The sequence below is a fragment of the Acidovorax sp. GW101-11A03 genome, from assembly GCF_059424825.1.
In genome coordinates this window covers 1-14,954 of sequence record NZ_JBWKZU010000089.1, presented here as the reverse complement: position 1 = coordinate 14,954, position 14,954 = coordinate 1, and the positions used below count along the sequence as shown (strand labels likewise).

Annotated in this window: 14 protein-coding genes and 1 pseudogene; 7 read left to right on the top strand and 8 right to left on the bottom strand. The window is 65.2% G+C overall.

Annotated elements, in window-relative coordinates:
* From AC07Z7_RS23140 to AC07Z7_RS23130, 3 genes are all read left to right on the top strand, one after another.
* On the top strand, positions 1 to 1,843 hold a 1,843-nt coding region (locus AC07Z7_RS23140; protein ID WP_494767791.1), incomplete at its 5' end, for a DUF4118 domain-containing protein.
* 8 nt (positions 1,844 to 1,851) lie between these two features.
* A complete protein-coding gene (gene kdpE / locus AC07Z7_RS23135) occupies positions 1,852 to 2,556 on the top strand; it encodes a two-component system response regulator KdpE (RefSeq protein ID WP_219733311.1) in 705 nt (234 codons plus the stop codon).
* A gap of 533 nt (positions 2,557 to 3,089) precedes the next feature.
* Complete coding sequence (locus AC07Z7_RS23130) at positions 3,090 to 3,992, top strand: DMT family transporter (RefSeq protein ID WP_207253378.1); 903 nt, start codon at positions 3,090 to 3,092, stop codon at positions 3,990 to 3,992.
* Positions 3,993 to 4,160: 168 nt separating this feature from the next.
* Here AC07Z7_RS23130 and AC07Z7_RS23125 read toward each other — a convergent pair whose 3' ends face one another.
* From AC07Z7_RS23125 to lptF, 6 genes are all read right to left on the bottom strand, one after another.
* The gene (locus AC07Z7_RS23125) at positions 4,161 to 4,577 is read right to left on the bottom strand and encodes a hypothetical protein (RefSeq protein WP_207253379.1); all 417 of its coding nucleotides are present in this window, start codon (positions 4,575 to 4,577) and stop codon (positions 4,161 to 4,163) included.
* 10 nt (positions 4,578 to 4,587) lie between these two features.
* Positions 4,588 to 5,754 (bottom strand): pyridoxal phosphate-dependent aminotransferase, encoded by a 1,167-nt coding sequence (locus AC07Z7_RS23120; RefSeq protein WP_207253380.1) that lies wholly within the window; start codon positions 5,752 to 5,754, stop codon positions 4,588 to 4,590.
* Positions 5,755 to 5,819: 65 nt separating this feature from the next.
* Positions 5,820 to 6,761, bottom strand: a complete 942-nt coding sequence (locus AC07Z7_RS23115) for a CysB family HTH-type transcriptional regulator (RefSeq protein ID WP_056062356.1) — start codon at positions 6,759 to 6,761, stop codon at positions 5,820 to 5,822.
* A gap of 74 nt (positions 6,762 to 6,835) precedes the next feature.
* On the bottom strand, positions 6,836 to 7,207 hold the full coding sequence (locus tag AC07Z7_RS23110; protein ID WP_207253381.1) for a CbiX/SirB N-terminal domain-containing protein: 372 nt from the start codon (positions 7,205 to 7,207) through the stop codon (positions 6,836 to 6,838).
* A gap of 27 nt (positions 7,208 to 7,234) precedes the next feature.
* Positions 7,235 to 8,353 carry an LPS export ABC transporter permease LptG gene (gene lptG / locus AC07Z7_RS23105; RefSeq protein ID WP_207253382.1) on the bottom strand — a complete coding sequence of 373 codons (1,119 nt, stop codon included), beginning with the start codon at positions 8,351 to 8,353 and terminating at the stop codon, positions 7,235 to 7,237.
* Entirely contained in the window at positions 8,350 to 9,474 is a 1,125-nt protein-coding gene (gene lptF, locus AC07Z7_RS23100) for an LPS export ABC transporter permease LptF (RefSeq protein ID WP_207253383.1), read from the bottom strand. The genes lptG and lptF overlap by 4 nt, the downstream gene beginning before the upstream one ends.
* A 73-nt stretch (positions 9,475 to 9,547) precedes the next feature.
* On the opposite strand from lptF, the gene AC07Z7_RS23095 reads away from it, so the two are divergent.
* The 4 genes from AC07Z7_RS23095 to AC07Z7_RS23080 all read left to right on the top strand — a co-directional run bounded on the left by AC07Z7_RS23095 (position 9,548) and on the right by AC07Z7_RS23080 (position 13,363).
* The gene (locus tag AC07Z7_RS23095) at positions 9,548 to 11,068 is read left to right on the top strand and encodes a leucyl aminopeptidase (RefSeq protein WP_207253384.1); all 1,521 of its coding nucleotides are present in this window, start codon (positions 9,548 to 9,550) and stop codon (positions 11,066 to 11,068) included.
* 15 nt (positions 11,069 to 11,083) lie between these two features.
* Entirely contained in the window at positions 11,084 to 11,518 is a 435-nt protein-coding gene (locus AC07Z7_RS23090) for a DNA polymerase III subunit chi (RefSeq protein ID WP_207253385.1), read from the top strand.
* 323 nt (positions 11,519 to 11,841) lie between these two features.
* The gene (locus tag AC07Z7_RS23085) at positions 11,842 to 12,105 is read left to right on the top strand and encodes a hypothetical protein (protein ID WP_207253386.1); all 264 of its coding nucleotides are present in this window, start codon (positions 11,842 to 11,844) and stop codon (positions 12,103 to 12,105) included.
* Positions 12,106 to 12,235: 130 nt separating this feature from the next.
* On the top strand, positions 12,236 to 13,363 hold the full coding sequence (locus AC07Z7_RS23080; RefSeq protein ID WP_094291100.1) for a branched-chain amino acid ABC transporter substrate-binding protein: 1,128 nt from the start codon (positions 12,236 to 12,238) through the stop codon (positions 13,361 to 13,363).
* A 122-nt stretch (positions 13,364 to 13,485) separates the two neighbouring features.
* Here AC07Z7_RS23080 and AC07Z7_RS23075 read toward each other — a convergent pair whose 3' ends face one another.
* Both AC07Z7_RS23075 and AC07Z7_RS23070 read right to left on the bottom strand, forming a co-directional pair.
* Positions 13,486 to 14,493: a D-2-hydroxyacid dehydrogenase family protein gene (locus AC07Z7_RS23075; protein WP_094291101.1), complete on the bottom strand. Its 1,008-nt coding sequence runs from the start codon at positions 14,491 to 14,493 to the stop codon at positions 13,486 to 13,488.
* 262 nt (positions 14,494 to 14,755) lie between these two features.
* A pseudogene (locus AC07Z7_RS23070) lies at positions 14,756 to 14,954 on the bottom strand (hypothetical protein); the annotation flags it as partial.

Genomic DNA, 14,954 nt, shown 5'->3' with positions numbered 1-14,954 from the left:
GATCCTGGCCGTGCTGCAACTGGCGCAGGAGCTGGGTGCAGAGACGGCTGTGCTCACGGGCGACCGGGTGGCGCCCGCGTTGGCGGCCCAGGCGCTGCATTTGAACTGCGCCACGCTGGTGTTGGGGCGCCCCGCAGTGCGCGTGGGGTGGCGCAAGCTGCTGGCCCCCAAGGGCGTTGCGCGCGAGCTGGCCGAACGGGCGCCTTCGCTCGACATTGTCGAGGCCGCGCATGCGGGCAGCTCACGGCGCCTGCCCCAGGCGCTGTGGGACCGCAACATTGGCCTGGATGATGACGGTGATGTGGGCGAGCCCGGCGCGGGGCGCTATCGCTGGCAAGGTTTTTTGTGGGCGCTGGGCGCCAGCATTGCCGTCACGGTGCTGGCAACCCCGCTGCATGGCTTGCTGGAGCTGACCAACATCGTGATGCTTTACTTGGTAGGCGTCGTCGCGGTGGCCATGCGCTTTGGCCGCGTGCCCGCAGCCATGGCGGCGCTGCTGAATGTGCTGGCGTTCGATTTCTTTTTTGTCTCGCCGCGCCTGTCGTTTGCGGTGAGCGACGTGCAGTACATCGTCACGTTTGCAGTGATGCTGGGCGTGGGGCTGCTGGTGGGGCAGCTCACGGCCGGGTTGCGGTTCGCGGCCGGGGTGTCGATCAGCCGGGAGCGGCGCGCCCAGTCGCTGTTTGAACTCACCCGCGAGCTGTCGGCGGCGCTGGAGACCAGCCAGGTCATCGAGATCGGAGCAGCCGCGGTGCAGGGGCACTTTGGGGGCCGCGCCGTGGTGGTGGCGCTGGACGCGTCGGACCGCCTTCAGTACCCCGATGAGCTGCCGCCGGGCTTTGATAAAAGCGTGGCCGACTGGACCTTGCGCCAGGGCCAGAGCGCCGGGCTGGCGACCAGCACCCTGGCCGCGCAGACTTGGCGCTATGTGCCGCTGAAGGCCCCCATGCGCGTGCGAGGTGTGCTGGCGCTGGAGCCCGCCCAGCCCCGCTGGCTGCTGATCCCGGAACAGGCGCAGCAGCTGGACACCCTGGCGCGGCAGATCGCCATTGCCCTGGAGCGTGTGCATTACGTGAACATTGCGCAGCAGGCCGTGGTGGACATGGAGTCGGAGCGGCTGCGCAACGCCCTGCTGGGCGCGGTGTCGCACGACGTGCGCACGCCCCTCACGGCCTTGATCACGCTGGCCGAATCGTTGCAGGCCGCGCCGCCGCAAGAGACAGGCACCATCGCCAAGGCCATCGTGCACCAGGCGCACCAGCTCAATGCGCTGGTCAGCAACCTGCTGGACATGGCGCGCCTGGAGAGCGATGTGTCGGGGCAGAGCGTCCACCTGCGGCGCGACTGGCAGTCGGTGGAGGAGGTGGTCGGCTCGGCCATCCGGGCCGCCAGGCCAGCCCTGGGCGACATGCCTGTGCGCACGGAGCTGCCCGCCGACTTGCCGCTGGTGGAGTTTGACCCTGTGCTCATCGAGCGCGTGCTGGTCAACCTTCTGGAAAATGCGGCCAAATATGGCGCAGCGCCGGTGCTGGTGAAAGCATCCACCACCGACACCATGCTGGTGCTGAAGGTGCGGGACCATGGCCCGGGCCTGCCCGCCTCGGTGCGGGGCAAAGAGCACACCCTGTTTGAAAAATTCACCCGGGGCCAGGCGGAATCTGCCACCCCGGGCGTGGGCCTGGGTCTGGCGATCTGCAAGGCCGTTGTGCAAGCGCATGGCGGTGCAATTTCTGCTGCCAGTGTGGAAGGGGGCGGTGCAGAATTCACGGTGACCCTCGCACGGCGCGAGCCGCCGCCCGACCCCGGTTTGAGCGAGATGGAGCGGGGCGTTTCTGCCCCCTGAAGACAACCATGCAGATACGTACCGTTTTGGTGATCGAGGACGAGCCACAGATCCGGCGCTTTGTGCGCAGCGCGCTGGAGGCTGAAGGCTGGCAGGTGCACGAGGCGGGCACGCTGCGCGAGGGCCTGTCTGCCGCAGGCACCCGCCACCCCGACCTGCTGGTGCTGGATCTGGGGCTGCCCGATGGCGACGGGGTGGAGCTGATCCGCGATGTGCGGGGCTGGTCCGCCGTGCCCATCATCGTTTTGTCTGCACGCACCGACGAGACCGACAAGATTGCCGCACTCGATGCCGGTGCAGACGACTACCTCACCAAGCCCTTTGGCACCGGAGAGTTGCTGGCGCGGGTGCGGGCCAACCTGCGCAGGCCCCGCGCCGCCACCGGCAACGGGCTGGCGCAGGACGCGGCGGAGCCCCTGTTCCATTTCGGCGACGTCGAGGTGGACCGCAGCGCGCGCCTGGTGCGCAAGGCGGGTGCGGAGGTGCACCTGACGCCCACCGAGTACCGCATGCTCATGGTGCTGGTGGCCAACGCAGGGCGGGTCATTACGCAAAAGCAGTTGCTGCGTGAGGTGTGGGGGCCCATGCGCTCGGACCAGAGCCACTACCTGCGCATCTACATGGGGCACCTGCGGCAAAAGCTGGAGGCCGACTCCGCGCAGCCCCGCCATCTGCTTACCGAGTCGGGGGTGGGATACCGCCTGGCGGTGTAGGGCCAGCGGCAGGTGGAGCAGCGCTTCAGCGTCAGCCGGATGGTGGGCGGTCAGTATCACCGGCCCGCCTTGGGGCTGGCGATGGCTGCGAAGCAGAGCGTGTTTGCCGTTGGCGTGTCGGTTCCCGAAGCCAGCCCGTTTGAAAAAGGAGGGTGTGGGCAAATGGTGGGGCTGCTCACACCTGCTCTTTCTGCTGGGTGGAGAAGTCCTGTTTGCTATTAAATGTGTAGCGATCAACGTATTGTGGATGCGCGGAGGACCGCATTTTTCTTGTATTTTTGGTCTTTGTCTGCGCCGCGCGCACCAACAGGTGCTCGGCCTGCCTTCGGCTTCGGGCCGGTTCATCGCGGCAGGCAGGGCAGTTCCGTATGCCTGGGCGGTGAATGGGCCTGCGACCAGGGCACGCGGGCGGGGCCCAGTGGCCGGGCAGACGGTGCGATGATTGGCTGGCCCTCTGCCGTACTCCCGCTGCCTTGGCATCCCCCCCAAGTCTGGCGTGACCGCCGCTCGCAGACGCTTCATCTTCACTCCCCATGACCCAGGCAACGCCCCACCCGTCTCCCGCCTCGAATCCGCTGGATTCACTCGTCCCCTTGCTGTTTGTCGCGCTCTGGAGCACCGGCTTCATCGGTGCCAAGCTGGGCCTGCCGTACATCGAGCCGTTGACCTTCCTGGGGCTGCGCTTTGCCATCGTCACCGTGCTCATGCTGGCTGTGGTGGCGCTGGTGCGTGCGCCCTGGCCCCCGGCGGGCAGGGCGTGGGGGCACATCGCAGTGTCGGGCCTGCTGGTGCATGGCGTGTACCTGGGCGGGGTGTTCATGGCCATTGGCCATGGGCTGCCGTCGGGCATCACGGCACTGGTGGTGGGCTTGCAGCCGCTGTTGACTGCACTGGTGGCGGGCGCCTTGCTGGGCGAGAAGGTGCGGCCTGCGCAGTGGGTTGGGCTGGGGTTGGGGTTCAGCGGCGTGGCGCTGGTGGTGGCGGGCAAGGTGGCGACCGTGCCTGCGGGTGCTTTGGTGGGCATGCTGCTGCCCGCACTGGTGGCGCTGCTGGGCATCACGGCGGGAACGCTGTACCAGAAGCGGTTCTGCCCCTCGTTCGATCTGCGCACGGGCTCGGTGATCCAGTACCTGCCGTGTGCCATCGCCATGGCGGTGCTGGCCCACGCCACTGAAACCATGGCGATCACATGGAGCGGTGAGTTCGTGTTTGCGCTGGGCTGGCTGGTGCTGGTGTTGTCGCTCGGGGCCGTGAGCCTGCTGAACCTGCTCATCCGCCGGGGCGGCGCGGTGAATGTGGCCAGCCTGTTTTACCTGACCCCACCCACCACGGCACTGATTGCCTGGGCCATGTTTGGCGAAACGCTGACCGGTTGGGCGCTGGTGGGGATGGTGCTGGCGGCTGCGGGAGTGTGGTTGGCGCGGCAGACGCGGTGAGGGTGGCGTTGCCAGTGAAGCCCTCCAGCTGCATCCAGGGGTTGCGCTGCAGTGGGAAGCGTGGCAGATCAATTTGCTATTTTATTTATAGCGTGTTTGACGCACTGGACGCGCGCAGAGGCCGATTTTCTCTATAAATTCATGCGTCATCTTGCGGCATGGCGCCCATCAGATGGCGGGATGCACCCCAAGGATGTTCAGCGGCCCCGCAATGGAGAGCCCGCTAAGACCCACTGCGGATTCCAGCGCAGACACATGGCCGCCCTCTGCCCATACATCCACCAGTGCGTCTTTCGCCCCAAACTGGCAGGCAATGGTGGCGAGGCGGAACGCCTCTGTGCGGTCGAAGAGAAGTTGTGCCGGCCAGCGGACCAGAAACCAGCGCTTGCTCTGGAATTCGATGCGCTTCCAGTCCGATGGGCGGCGAATGTGGTTGATACAGGCCACCTGCTTTGCAAGCAGCGCAGCCTCAGCCGGTTGCAGCGCGGAAGCGGCAGCGTGGAGCAACGCTTTCTCAAACGGCAGCAGCTGGTTGGCGGGCGTCGGCGCGACGATGGGCCGGAGAGACCCGGTCAGTGCAGCCATGGCAACGGCCTCAGAGCTTGCGCAGCCGTTCCAGCGCGGCGCGCAGCGTTTCGTCCTTCTTGGCAAAGCAGAACCGCACCACACGCTGGTCAAAACCGTCGCCATAAAACGCCGAAAGCGGAATCGCAGCCACGCCCACTTCGCGGGTGAGCCACTGGCAGAAATCGGCCTCGTTCAAATCGCTGATGGCCGAGATGTCCACACACTGGAAGTAGCTGCCGGTGCTGGGCAGCAGCTTGAAGCGCGAGCCTGCCAGCCCTTCGCGGAACAGGTCGCGCTTGGCCTGGTAGAAGGCGGGCAACTGCAGGTAGGGCGTGGGGTCTTGCAGGTAGGCGGCCAGCCCGTGCTGCACGGGGGTGTTGACCGTGAACACGTTGAACTGGTGCACCTTGCGGAACTCGGCCGTCAGCGCGGCGGGGGCCGCCACGGTGCCGACCTTCCAGCCGGTGACGTGGAAGGTCTTGCCAAAGCTGGACACGATGAAGGCGCGGGCGGCCAGGCCCGGAAAGCGCGCGGCGCTTTCATGCTCGGCGCCATCGAACACCATGTGCTCATACACCTCGTCGCTGATGAGCAGGATGTCGGTGGGCGCGAGCAGGTCTTCCAGCTGGCGCATCTCCTCGGCCGTCCAGATGGTGGCGCTGGGGTTGTGTGGGCTGTTGATGATGATGGCGCGCGTGCGCGGCGTGATGGCCGCGCTGATCTTCGCAAAGTCGGGGCGGAAGGTGCCGGGCGTGAGCGGCACGCGCACGGCCTTGCCACCGGCCAGCTCGATGTTGGGCACATAGCTGTCGTAGCAGGGGTCGAGCACGATGACTTCATCGCCTGGGTGCACGATGGCGAGGATGGCGGTGATGATGGCCTGCGTGGCGCCTGCGGTGATGGTGATTTCGGTGTTGGGGTTGTAGGCGCGGCCGTGCAGCGCCTCGATCTTGCGGGCCACGGCTTCGCGCAGGGCGGGCACGCCGGTCATGGGGGGATACTGGTTGTGGCCGGCTTGCATGGCGGCGGTGACGGCGTTCACCAGTTCGGGCGCGCATTCAAAGTCGGGGAAGCCCTGACCCAGGTTCACCGCCTTGTGTTCGGTGGCCAGGGCTGACATCACGGTAAAGATGGTGGTGCCGACGTTGGGCAGCTTGCTGGGGAAGGCGGGTGTGCGGGCGGTGGTGGAGGTCATGGCGCTGCAGCTTGAAATGCGGGGAAATTCGGGAAGAGTGAGGGGCTTCTGGTGGGGAGCGCAGGTCAAAGTTCGTAGTCGTTGACATGCCCCGTCATCGCACGGGCAATCAGCTCGCGGCTCAGGCGGTCGCTGAGCAGCTCGGCAAACTTGTAGACAAAGTTGCGCAGGTAGGCGCCGCGCTTGAAGGCGACCCGAGCCACGCTCTGGCCGAACAGGTGGCCCACGGGGCGCACGGCCAGGTCGCCCACCGGGTCGTCGCGCATGGCCATTTCGGCCACGATGCCGATGCCCAGGCCCAGGCGCACATAGGTCTTGATCACGTCGGAGTCAATGGCTTCGAGCACGATGCGGGGCGTGAGCTTGCGCGCAGCAAAGGCGTGGTCAATCTTGCCCCGGCCGGTGAAGGAGGGGTGGTAGGTGATCAGTGCCTCGTGGGCCAGGTCGTCCAGGCCAATGCGCTCCTTTTGTGCCAGCGGGTGGTCGTTGGGCACGACCAGCACGTGCTGCCATTCGTAGCAGGGCAGGGTGACGAGTTCAGGGTAGTCGGCCAGCGATTCGGTGGCCATGCCGATCTCGGCCACCTCGTCGATGATCATGCGGGCCACTTCGTGGGGCGTGGCCTGGTGCAGGCTCACGTTGACCTTGGGGTAGGCCTCGCGTAGCCGTGCCACGGGAACCGGCAGCACGTAGCGCGCCTGGGTGTGGGTGGTGGCGATGCTGAGGGTGCCGCTGTCTTGCGCGCTGAACTGCTCGCCAATCCGCTTGAGGTTACCCACCTCGCGCATGATGACTTCGATGCTTTTGAGCACGTGCTGGCCGGGCTCGGTGATGCGCTTGAGGCGTTTGCCGTGGCGGGCAAAGATGTCCACGCCCAGTTCTTCTTCCAGCTCGATGATGGCCTTGGACACGCCCGGCTGCGAGGTGTGCAGGGCCTTGGCGGCTTCGGTCAGGTTGAGGTTGCGGCGCGCCGCCTCTTGAACGAAGCGGAATTGGTGCAGGTTCATATCTGATATCGCCTAAAGATTTGCATCATTATGCTGCAATCGTCTAAGCGCTACCTGGCGCAGCTGCAGAATTTTCAGTCCAGCGGGACCTCACAGGCGATGTCGGCCATCAGGGCGGTCATGCGCGGGTCCTCGCCAATGGCGGCCTGGACGTGGAACTGCACGCCGGGATGGGCAACATGCAGTTCTTGCAACAAAACGGGCAGGTCTTCGCGCGCATGTTTGCCGGTGCCCAGGAACATGGGCACCACGGTGATGTGGGTGGCGCCCTGGGTGACGAGCCGCTGGGTGGCCTCTGCCAGGCTGGGGGCACACAGCTCCAGGTAGGCGCAGGCCACGGGGCGTGAGGGGTGCTGCGCTGCGATGCGCGCGGCCACGGCCTCAATGGGCGCGCGCCACAGCGGGTCGCGGGAGCCGTGCGAGAACAGGACGATGGCTTTTTGCATGGATCGTGAAATGGCGTGCTGCCGCAGTCAGCGCCGCAGCACCAGCCAGCCGAAGGCGGCCAGGGATAGCACGGAATAGATCAGCCCAGGCGCGGCGGCCGTGAGCATGGGCGACCAGTTCTGCAGGTTGCCTGCGTAGCCAAACACGTTGTTCAGCAGGAAGAAGCTGATACCCGCCATGACCCCGCCAAACACATAGCCCGCAATGCCACCCGAGCGGAAATGCAGATAGGCAAAGGGTAGGGCCAGCACCACCATCACCAGGCAGGAGAGGGGGTAGAACACCTTGCGCCAGAACTCGATCTCGTACTTTTGCGCCGACTGGCCATTGGCGTTCAGGTGCCGGATGAACTGGAACAGGTCGAGCGTGGCCATGCGGTCGGGTTTGAGCAGGGAGGCGGCGACCATGTCGGCACTGATGCGCGTGGGCCACTGCAGGCTGGGGGTGTCGAGGTGTTCCACGCGCGCCTCGCCCTTGTCGTCGGTGGCGTCGCGGTGTTCAAAGCGGCTGCGTTGCACGTTGGTGAGTGCCCAGGCGCCGTCCGAGCCGAACTGGCCCGAGGCAGCCCGCGTCTGCGAGGCGAGGCGCCCTTTGTCGTCGAACTCGAAGATGCGCACATCCAGCATGCCGCCGTTGGGCGTGAGGGCGCGCACGTTGACGGCAAAGGAGTGGTTGTCCTGCCGCTCCTTGAGCCAGGCACCGGTGGCGCCTGTGGTCAGTTTGCCGAGGTAGCGCACCTTGATGAGCTGGGCCGTGCGGTCGGTGAGCGGGGCCAGGTAGTCGCCCACGGCAAAAGTCAGCACCACAAACACGCCGCCCAGGGTGACCAGGGTGCGCAGTGCGCGCCAGGGGCCCATGCCACTGGTGCGCATGATGGTGAATTCGGAGCTTTGGGCCAGGCGCGCCATCACAAAGATGGTGCCGATGAGCACGGTGATGGGCAGCAGCTCGTAGAGGTGGCTGGGAATGCTCAGCACCACGAACAAGAGCGCATGCGAGAGCTGGTAGCCCTCGGCCCCGGCGCGGCCCACCCAGCGCAGCTCGTCCACCAGGTCGAAGAAGAAGAACAATGCCAAGAAACCGACCGTGACAAAGGTGACGGCGGACAGGGCCTCGCGGTGGATCAGGCGGCGGATGGTCTTCATGCGGGCTGCCCTCCCTGCGTCTGGGTGGCCCTTGATGGGCGGGGCGGCAGCAGGCGGCGCACGCTCCACTGGTTGTGTCGTATCGCCAGCACCAGCAATGACACGGCCAGCATGCCGCCGTGCAGCAGCACCATGAAGCTTGCCAGGCCCAACCGGCCGACACCTACCCAGCTTTGGCCCAGGGTCATGAGGTTGTAGTAGATGATGAACCCGAACAGCGCAAACACCAGGCTGGTGCTGCGCGCGGCGCGCGGGTTGGCACTGGCCACGGCCAGGCCCAGCAGCACAAAGTTGAGGGCCGCCAGCGCCAGCCCCAGGCGCCAGCCCAGCTCGGCCCGGTAGGCGGGCAGGGGTTGCATGAGCAGGCTGAGGGTGGTGCGGGTCTTCACGGCCAGCTCTTCGGCGGAGCCCGGCGAGGCGGCGCCGAGGCGGGTGCCGTATTCGGAGAAGTCGCTGATCTTGACGCCGGGCTTGTCGCGCGAGGTCTCCAGCCGCTGGCCGTTGCTGAGCAGCACCATGCGCTCGCCAGCCTGGGTCTCCAGCCGCGCGCTGCGGGCTGAGGTGACGGACTCGCGCGTGCCGTCGTTGGCCGCGATGAACACGTTGTTGGCAGCCTGGGTGTCGGGGCTGTCCTTGTCGATGAAGAACACCCGGCTGCCGTTGGAGGACTCCTGGAATTCACCGGGTGCAATGCGGTCGATGTCGCTGCGCTGCTCATAGCGGGTCTTGAGTTCCTGGATCTGCGAGTTGGCCCAGGGCCAGACCAGCAGCGACAGCACGGCAATCACCACCATCACGGGCCAGGCAAACCGCAGCAGGGGCTTGACTAGGCTCAGCAGTCCCCGGCCACTGGCGAACCAGATCACCATTTCGCTGTCGCGGTACATGCGCGAGAGGGTGCCGACCACGGCAATGAACAGGCTCAGGCTCAGGATGGTGGGCAACTGACCCAGCACGGTGAAGCCCATGACCAGCATCACATCGGAGGGGCTCACGCTGCCTTTGGAGGCCTGGCCCAGGGTGCGGATGAGCATCATGGTCATGACCACGGTCACCAGCACCACAAGCGTCGCGCCGAAGCTGCGTGCCAGCTCTTTGCGAATGGATGAATCGAATAACATTGGCTCAGCGCGTGCTATGCATTTTTGCGTGCGCATCAAAGCGCATGGCCCGCTCAAAAGGAAAACACCGATTATGAACTTTGATCTCAAGACCCTGGATTTGACGGCGGCTGCTTCGGAGAAATGCGACCTGCTGGTGGTGCTGATTCCTGAGGGTTTCAAGCCGGGGGCTGACGCCCTGTCTGCCCTGGCGGCGCTGGCGCTCAAGAATGGAGATCTGGCACTGAAGGCGGGCAAGCAGCTGCAGCTGTACCAGGTGCCCGCCGTGGCCGCGCGCCGCGTGGTGCTGGTGGGCTGCGGCGATGGCTCTGCCCGCGCGCTGCGCCAGGCCGTGCTGGCAGCGGGCGGTGCGATCAAGGCCCCCCACACCAAGCGGGTGGTGCTGTGCTGGGCGGGCGCCGCCTCTGCGGATGCCGTGGGCGCTGCCGTGCAGGCTGTCGCCGAGGCCAGCTATGTCTACACCACTACCAAATCGAAGGCAGAGGCCCGCAGCCTGGGCCGCTGTGTGATTGGTGTTGCCAGCCCCACCGAGGCGCGGGAAGGTTTTGACCGGGGTGTGGCGCTGGTGGCGGGTGTGGAGTTTGCGCGCGAATGGGGCAACCGCCCCGCCAACCATGCCACGCCCAGCCTGCTGGCCGATGCCGCCAAGACGCTGGCCAAGCTGCCGCGGATCCAGTGCAAGGTCCACGGCCCGGCCGAGGTCAGCCGCCTGGGCATGGGCTCCTTCATGGCCGTTGCCCGTGGCTCCGAAGAGCCGCTGCGTTTCATCGAGCTGCGCTACAACGGCGCCGCCAAGGACAAGGCGCCCGTGGTGCTGGTGGGCAAGGGCATCACCTTTGACACCGGGGGCATCTCGATCAAGCCCGCGCCCGAGATGGACGAAATGAAGTTCGACATGTGTGGTGCCGCCAGCGTGCTGGGCACGTTCCGCGCCCTGGGCGAGCTGCAACCCGCCATCAATGTGGTGGGTCTGATCCCGGCCTGCGAGAACATGCCCGATGGCCGCGCCGTGAAGCCTGGTGATGTGGTCACCAGCATGAGCGGCCAGACCATCGAGATTTTGAACACCGACGCCGAAGGCCGCCTGGTGCTGTGCGATGCGCTGAGCTATGCGGCCCGCTTCAAGCCAGCCGCCGTGGTGGACATTGCCACCCTGACCGGCGCCTGCGTGATTGCGCTGGGTGGCGTGCGCAGCGGCCTGTTTGCCAACAACGATGGATTGGCCGCTGCACTGCAAGAGGCGGGCGAATCCGCGCAAGACCCCTGCTGGCGCATGCCGCTGGACGACGACTATGCCGAGGGCCTCAAGAGCAACTTTGCCGACATGGGCAACGTGGCCGGGCGTGCGGGTGGCTCCATCACAGCCGCCAAGTTCCTGCAGAAGTTTGTGGGCGACATGCCCTGGGCGCACCTGGACATTGCCGGCACGGCCTGGCGCGGTGGTGCGGCCAAAGGTTCCACAGGGCGCCCTGTGGGTTTGCTAGTGCACTATCTGCTGGCCCAGGCCCACGCAAAGGTGGGCAAGGCGGCGTCCGCACCGCGTTCCGCCGCCAAGCCTGCGACCAAGCGCGCACCCCGGGCCAAGGCCGCCTGATCGGGCGGGCATGCCATGACAGAGGTCGCCTTCCACTTCAACGCGCCTGACAAGCTGGTCTACGCGTGCCGCTTTGCGCGCAAGGTGCAGCGCAGCGGGGCGCGCCTGGTCATCACGGCACCGGCCGAGTCGCTGGAGACCCTGGACCGCATGCTCTGGGCCATGGCTCCCCAGGATTTTGTGGCCCACTGCCGCAGCGATGCGGACGAAGAGCTGGTGCTGGCGTCCCCGGTGTTGCTGGCGGTCGATGCGCGGTCGTCGGCGCACCATGAGGTGCTGCTGAATCTCAACATGGAAGTCCCCGAAGGCTTCGGGCGGTTTGACCGGCTGGTAGAGGTAGTGAGTGCCCATGACGAAGCCGACCGCGCCGAGGCGCGCGTACGCTGGCGCCACTATGCGTCGCGGGGCTATGCCATCACGCGCCATGATCTGGTGCTGAAAGGCGGCTGATGGCCACCCCACCCAAAGCGCCTCCCCGTTTTGTGCCCACGCTCACCGAAGTGGTGCAGGTGCCGGGGACACCACCGGCTGCCATGCCCGTGGAGCCCCGTGCGCGCACCACGGTCATGCCACCGCCGCACTCCACCGCGCCTTTGGACATGCGGCAACCCGCTGGTACTGCATTGCCCGCAGCGCCTCGGTCTGCGCGCCCACCGGCTGCTGGGCCAGCGATTGGGGTGGTCGGTGCCAGTCCGAGTACCGCGAGGGCTCAAACACCTGCACCCCAGCAGCGCATGCCCAGCGCTGCAGCACCTGTGCCAGGGGCTATGCCAATGGCGCGTGCAGCGGCCGCACCCGCGCTGGCGCGGCCCATGCCCGAGGGCATGGAGGAATACATGGTGCACCGTGTCATGCAGCGGGTGGACGTTGTGCTGGATCAACGTCTGCGCGAAGCGATCGCCACGGTGGTGCAAGAACAGACAAGATCGGTGCTGCCCAGGCTGCGGGAGGAGATCGAATCCGTGGTCCGGCATGCGGTGTACGAGGCCGTGGCCGAGGAGCTTGCGAGCGGTGCGCCCACAGCCAGCAAGGGATGACAGGGTATTCCCCTGTGGTTTCCCTCGCATTTAATCGTGTTCCCTAATGATCTGGCCCGTAAATTGCGATATGTTCGCCTGCGTTGAGACACAAGAAGATTCTCAGCGTTTATCTTTACTGGAGATTGATATGCAATTGAAGTTGAAACTGACCGTGGTTGCTGCTATCGCAGCTGCAGCTGGTGTGGCCTCTGCACAAGAGCAGGTGGTCAAGATCGGCCACGTGGCTCCGGTTTCCGGCGCCCAAGCCCACTACGGCAAGGACAACGAAAATGGCGCCCGCATGGCCATTGAAGAGTTGAACGCTCAAGGTGTCACCATCGGTGGCAAGAAGATCAAGTTTGAACTGGTCGCTGAAGACGACGCTGCAGATCCAAAGCAGGGCACCGCTGCTGCACAGAAGCTGTGCGACGCCAAGGTTGCTGGCGTGGTGGGCCACCTCAACTCCGGTACCACTATCCCCGCTTCCAAGGTCTACAACGACTGCGGCATTCCCCACGTCACCGGCGCTGCCACCAACCCCAACCTGACCAAGCCCGGCTACAAGACCACCTTCCGCATCATCGCCAATGACAACGCCCTGGGCGCTGGCCTGGCGTTCTACGCTGTAGATACGCTGAAGCTCAAGACCGTTGCCATCATCGACGACCGTACCGCTTACGGCCAGGGCGTGGCAGACGTGTTCAAGAAGACGGCCACTGCCAAGGGCATGAAGGTGGTGGACGAGCAGTTCACGACCGACAAGGCCACCGACTTCATGGCGATCCTGACCGCCATCAAGGCCAAGAACCCCGACGCGATCTTCTACGGCGGCATGGACCCCCAAGGCGGCCCGATGCTGCGTCAGATGGAACAGCTGGGCATGGGCAACGTCAAGTACTTCGGTGGTGACGGCATTTGCACTTCTGAAATCGCCAAGCTGGCCGCTGGTGCCAAGACCCTGGGCAACGTGATCTGCGCCGAAGGTGGTTCTTCGCTGGCCAAGATGCCTGGCGGCACGGCCTGGAAGGCCAAGTACGACGCCAAGTACCCCAACCAGTTCCAGGTGTATAGCCCCTACACCTACGACGCTACGTTCCTGATCGTGGACGCCATGAAGCGCGCCAACTCCGTGGACCCCAAGGTCTACACGCCTGAGCTGGCCAAGGCCAACTTCAAGGGCGTGACTTCCACGATCGCCTTCGAGCCCAACGGCGAAATGAAGAACCCTGCGATCACGCTGTACGTCTACAAGGACGGCAAGAAGACCCCTCTGTAATAGAGAGTCGTTTATTACAAGGCGCTCCGGTGCCTTGCAAAAACAAAAAGGCTTCCTTCGGGAAGCCTTTTTGTTTTGGGGGTGTGAACCCTCCTCGGGTTGGGTTGTAGCGGGCGTGCGTCTTAACGCCGCACCTGCAATGAACCAGGGTTCACGATGTTGGTCGGTGTGCCCTTGATGAAATTCACCACGTTGTCAAAAGCCGCGCCAAAGTACAGCTCGTAGCTGTCCTGTTCGACATACCCGATGTGTGGCGTGCAGATGCAGTTTTCCAGTCGCAGCAAGGCGTGGCCTTGCAGGATGGGTTCGCTCTCGAACACATCGACTGCGGCCATGCCAGGGCGCCCCCGGTTCAGGGCGGCGATCAGTGCGTCGGGTTCAATGAGTTCTGCGCGCGACGTGTTGACCAGCAGGGAGGTAGGCTTCATGCACGACAGGTCTTCGAGCGAAATGATGCCCCGGGTCTCATCGTTGAGGCGCAGGTGCAGCGAGATCACATCGCACTGCGAGAAAAACTCCTCGCGCGTCGTGGCCGCCTGGTAGCCGTCCGTCAACGCCTGCGCACGCGAGCCCTCGCGGCCCCAGATGCGCACATTCATTCCAAACGCCCGGCCGTAGCCCGCCACCAGCTGCCCGATGCGCCCATAGCCCCAGATGCCAAGTGTTTTGCCGCGCAGCACATTGCCCAGTCCAAAATTGGCAGGCATGGACGCGGTCTTCAAGCCGGACTGTTGCCAGGCACCATGCTTGAGGTTGGAGATGTACTGGGGCAGCCTGCGCATGGAAGCCATCACCAGCGCCCAGGTCAGTTCTGCGGGGGCCACCGGAGAGCCCACGCCTTCGGCCACGGCAATACCGCGTTCGGTGCAGGCGGCCACGTCAATGTGGCTGCCGACCTTGCCCGTTTGTGCAATGAGCTTGAGGCGAGGCAGCTTCTCGACGAGCTGGCGTGTGATCTGGGTGCGTTCCCGCACCAGCACGATGATGTCGGCATCCTTGAGCCGCACGGAGAGCTGCCCCAGCCCCTTGACGGTGTTGGTGTAAACCTTGGCGGTGTACGCGTCGAGCCGGGAGGCGCAATGCAGTTTGCGCACTGCATCCTGGTAATCGTCGAGGATCACTATGTTCATCCCGACATTGTGCCTTGGCAGCGATTGCGCACCGCGCCAGGTGGCCGCTTGGCGCACCAAAATCCCCGGCTTTTGGTGACGGAGTGTTGGCGTGGTCCGTCCAGGCGTTCTGCCGGAGGGCGGCGTGCAATTGCTCCGGCGGGTTTGACGTGCTGGTGTCCTTGCACTCCGAGGGCATGTAAGCTCGCGCGCCATCTCCAAGGCATGCACCGCCAACACCGTGGGACTGCAATGGGATCCTGGAAAAAACTCCCGACAGGCTTCAGGCCCGCATGGCTTCGGAGGCCACCATGCGGTCCAGCTCCGCGCACACATCGGCCATGCGCCCCGCAATCACCAGGCGGCCCGTACCGGAGTCGGACACCCGGCGCAGGACTTTGGTTGGCCGGAGGCTTCGAACATGCGAATCAGTGGTTCGTGTTGACAAAAATGCGTGGCGGTGGCTGCCCATGGGGTTGGCC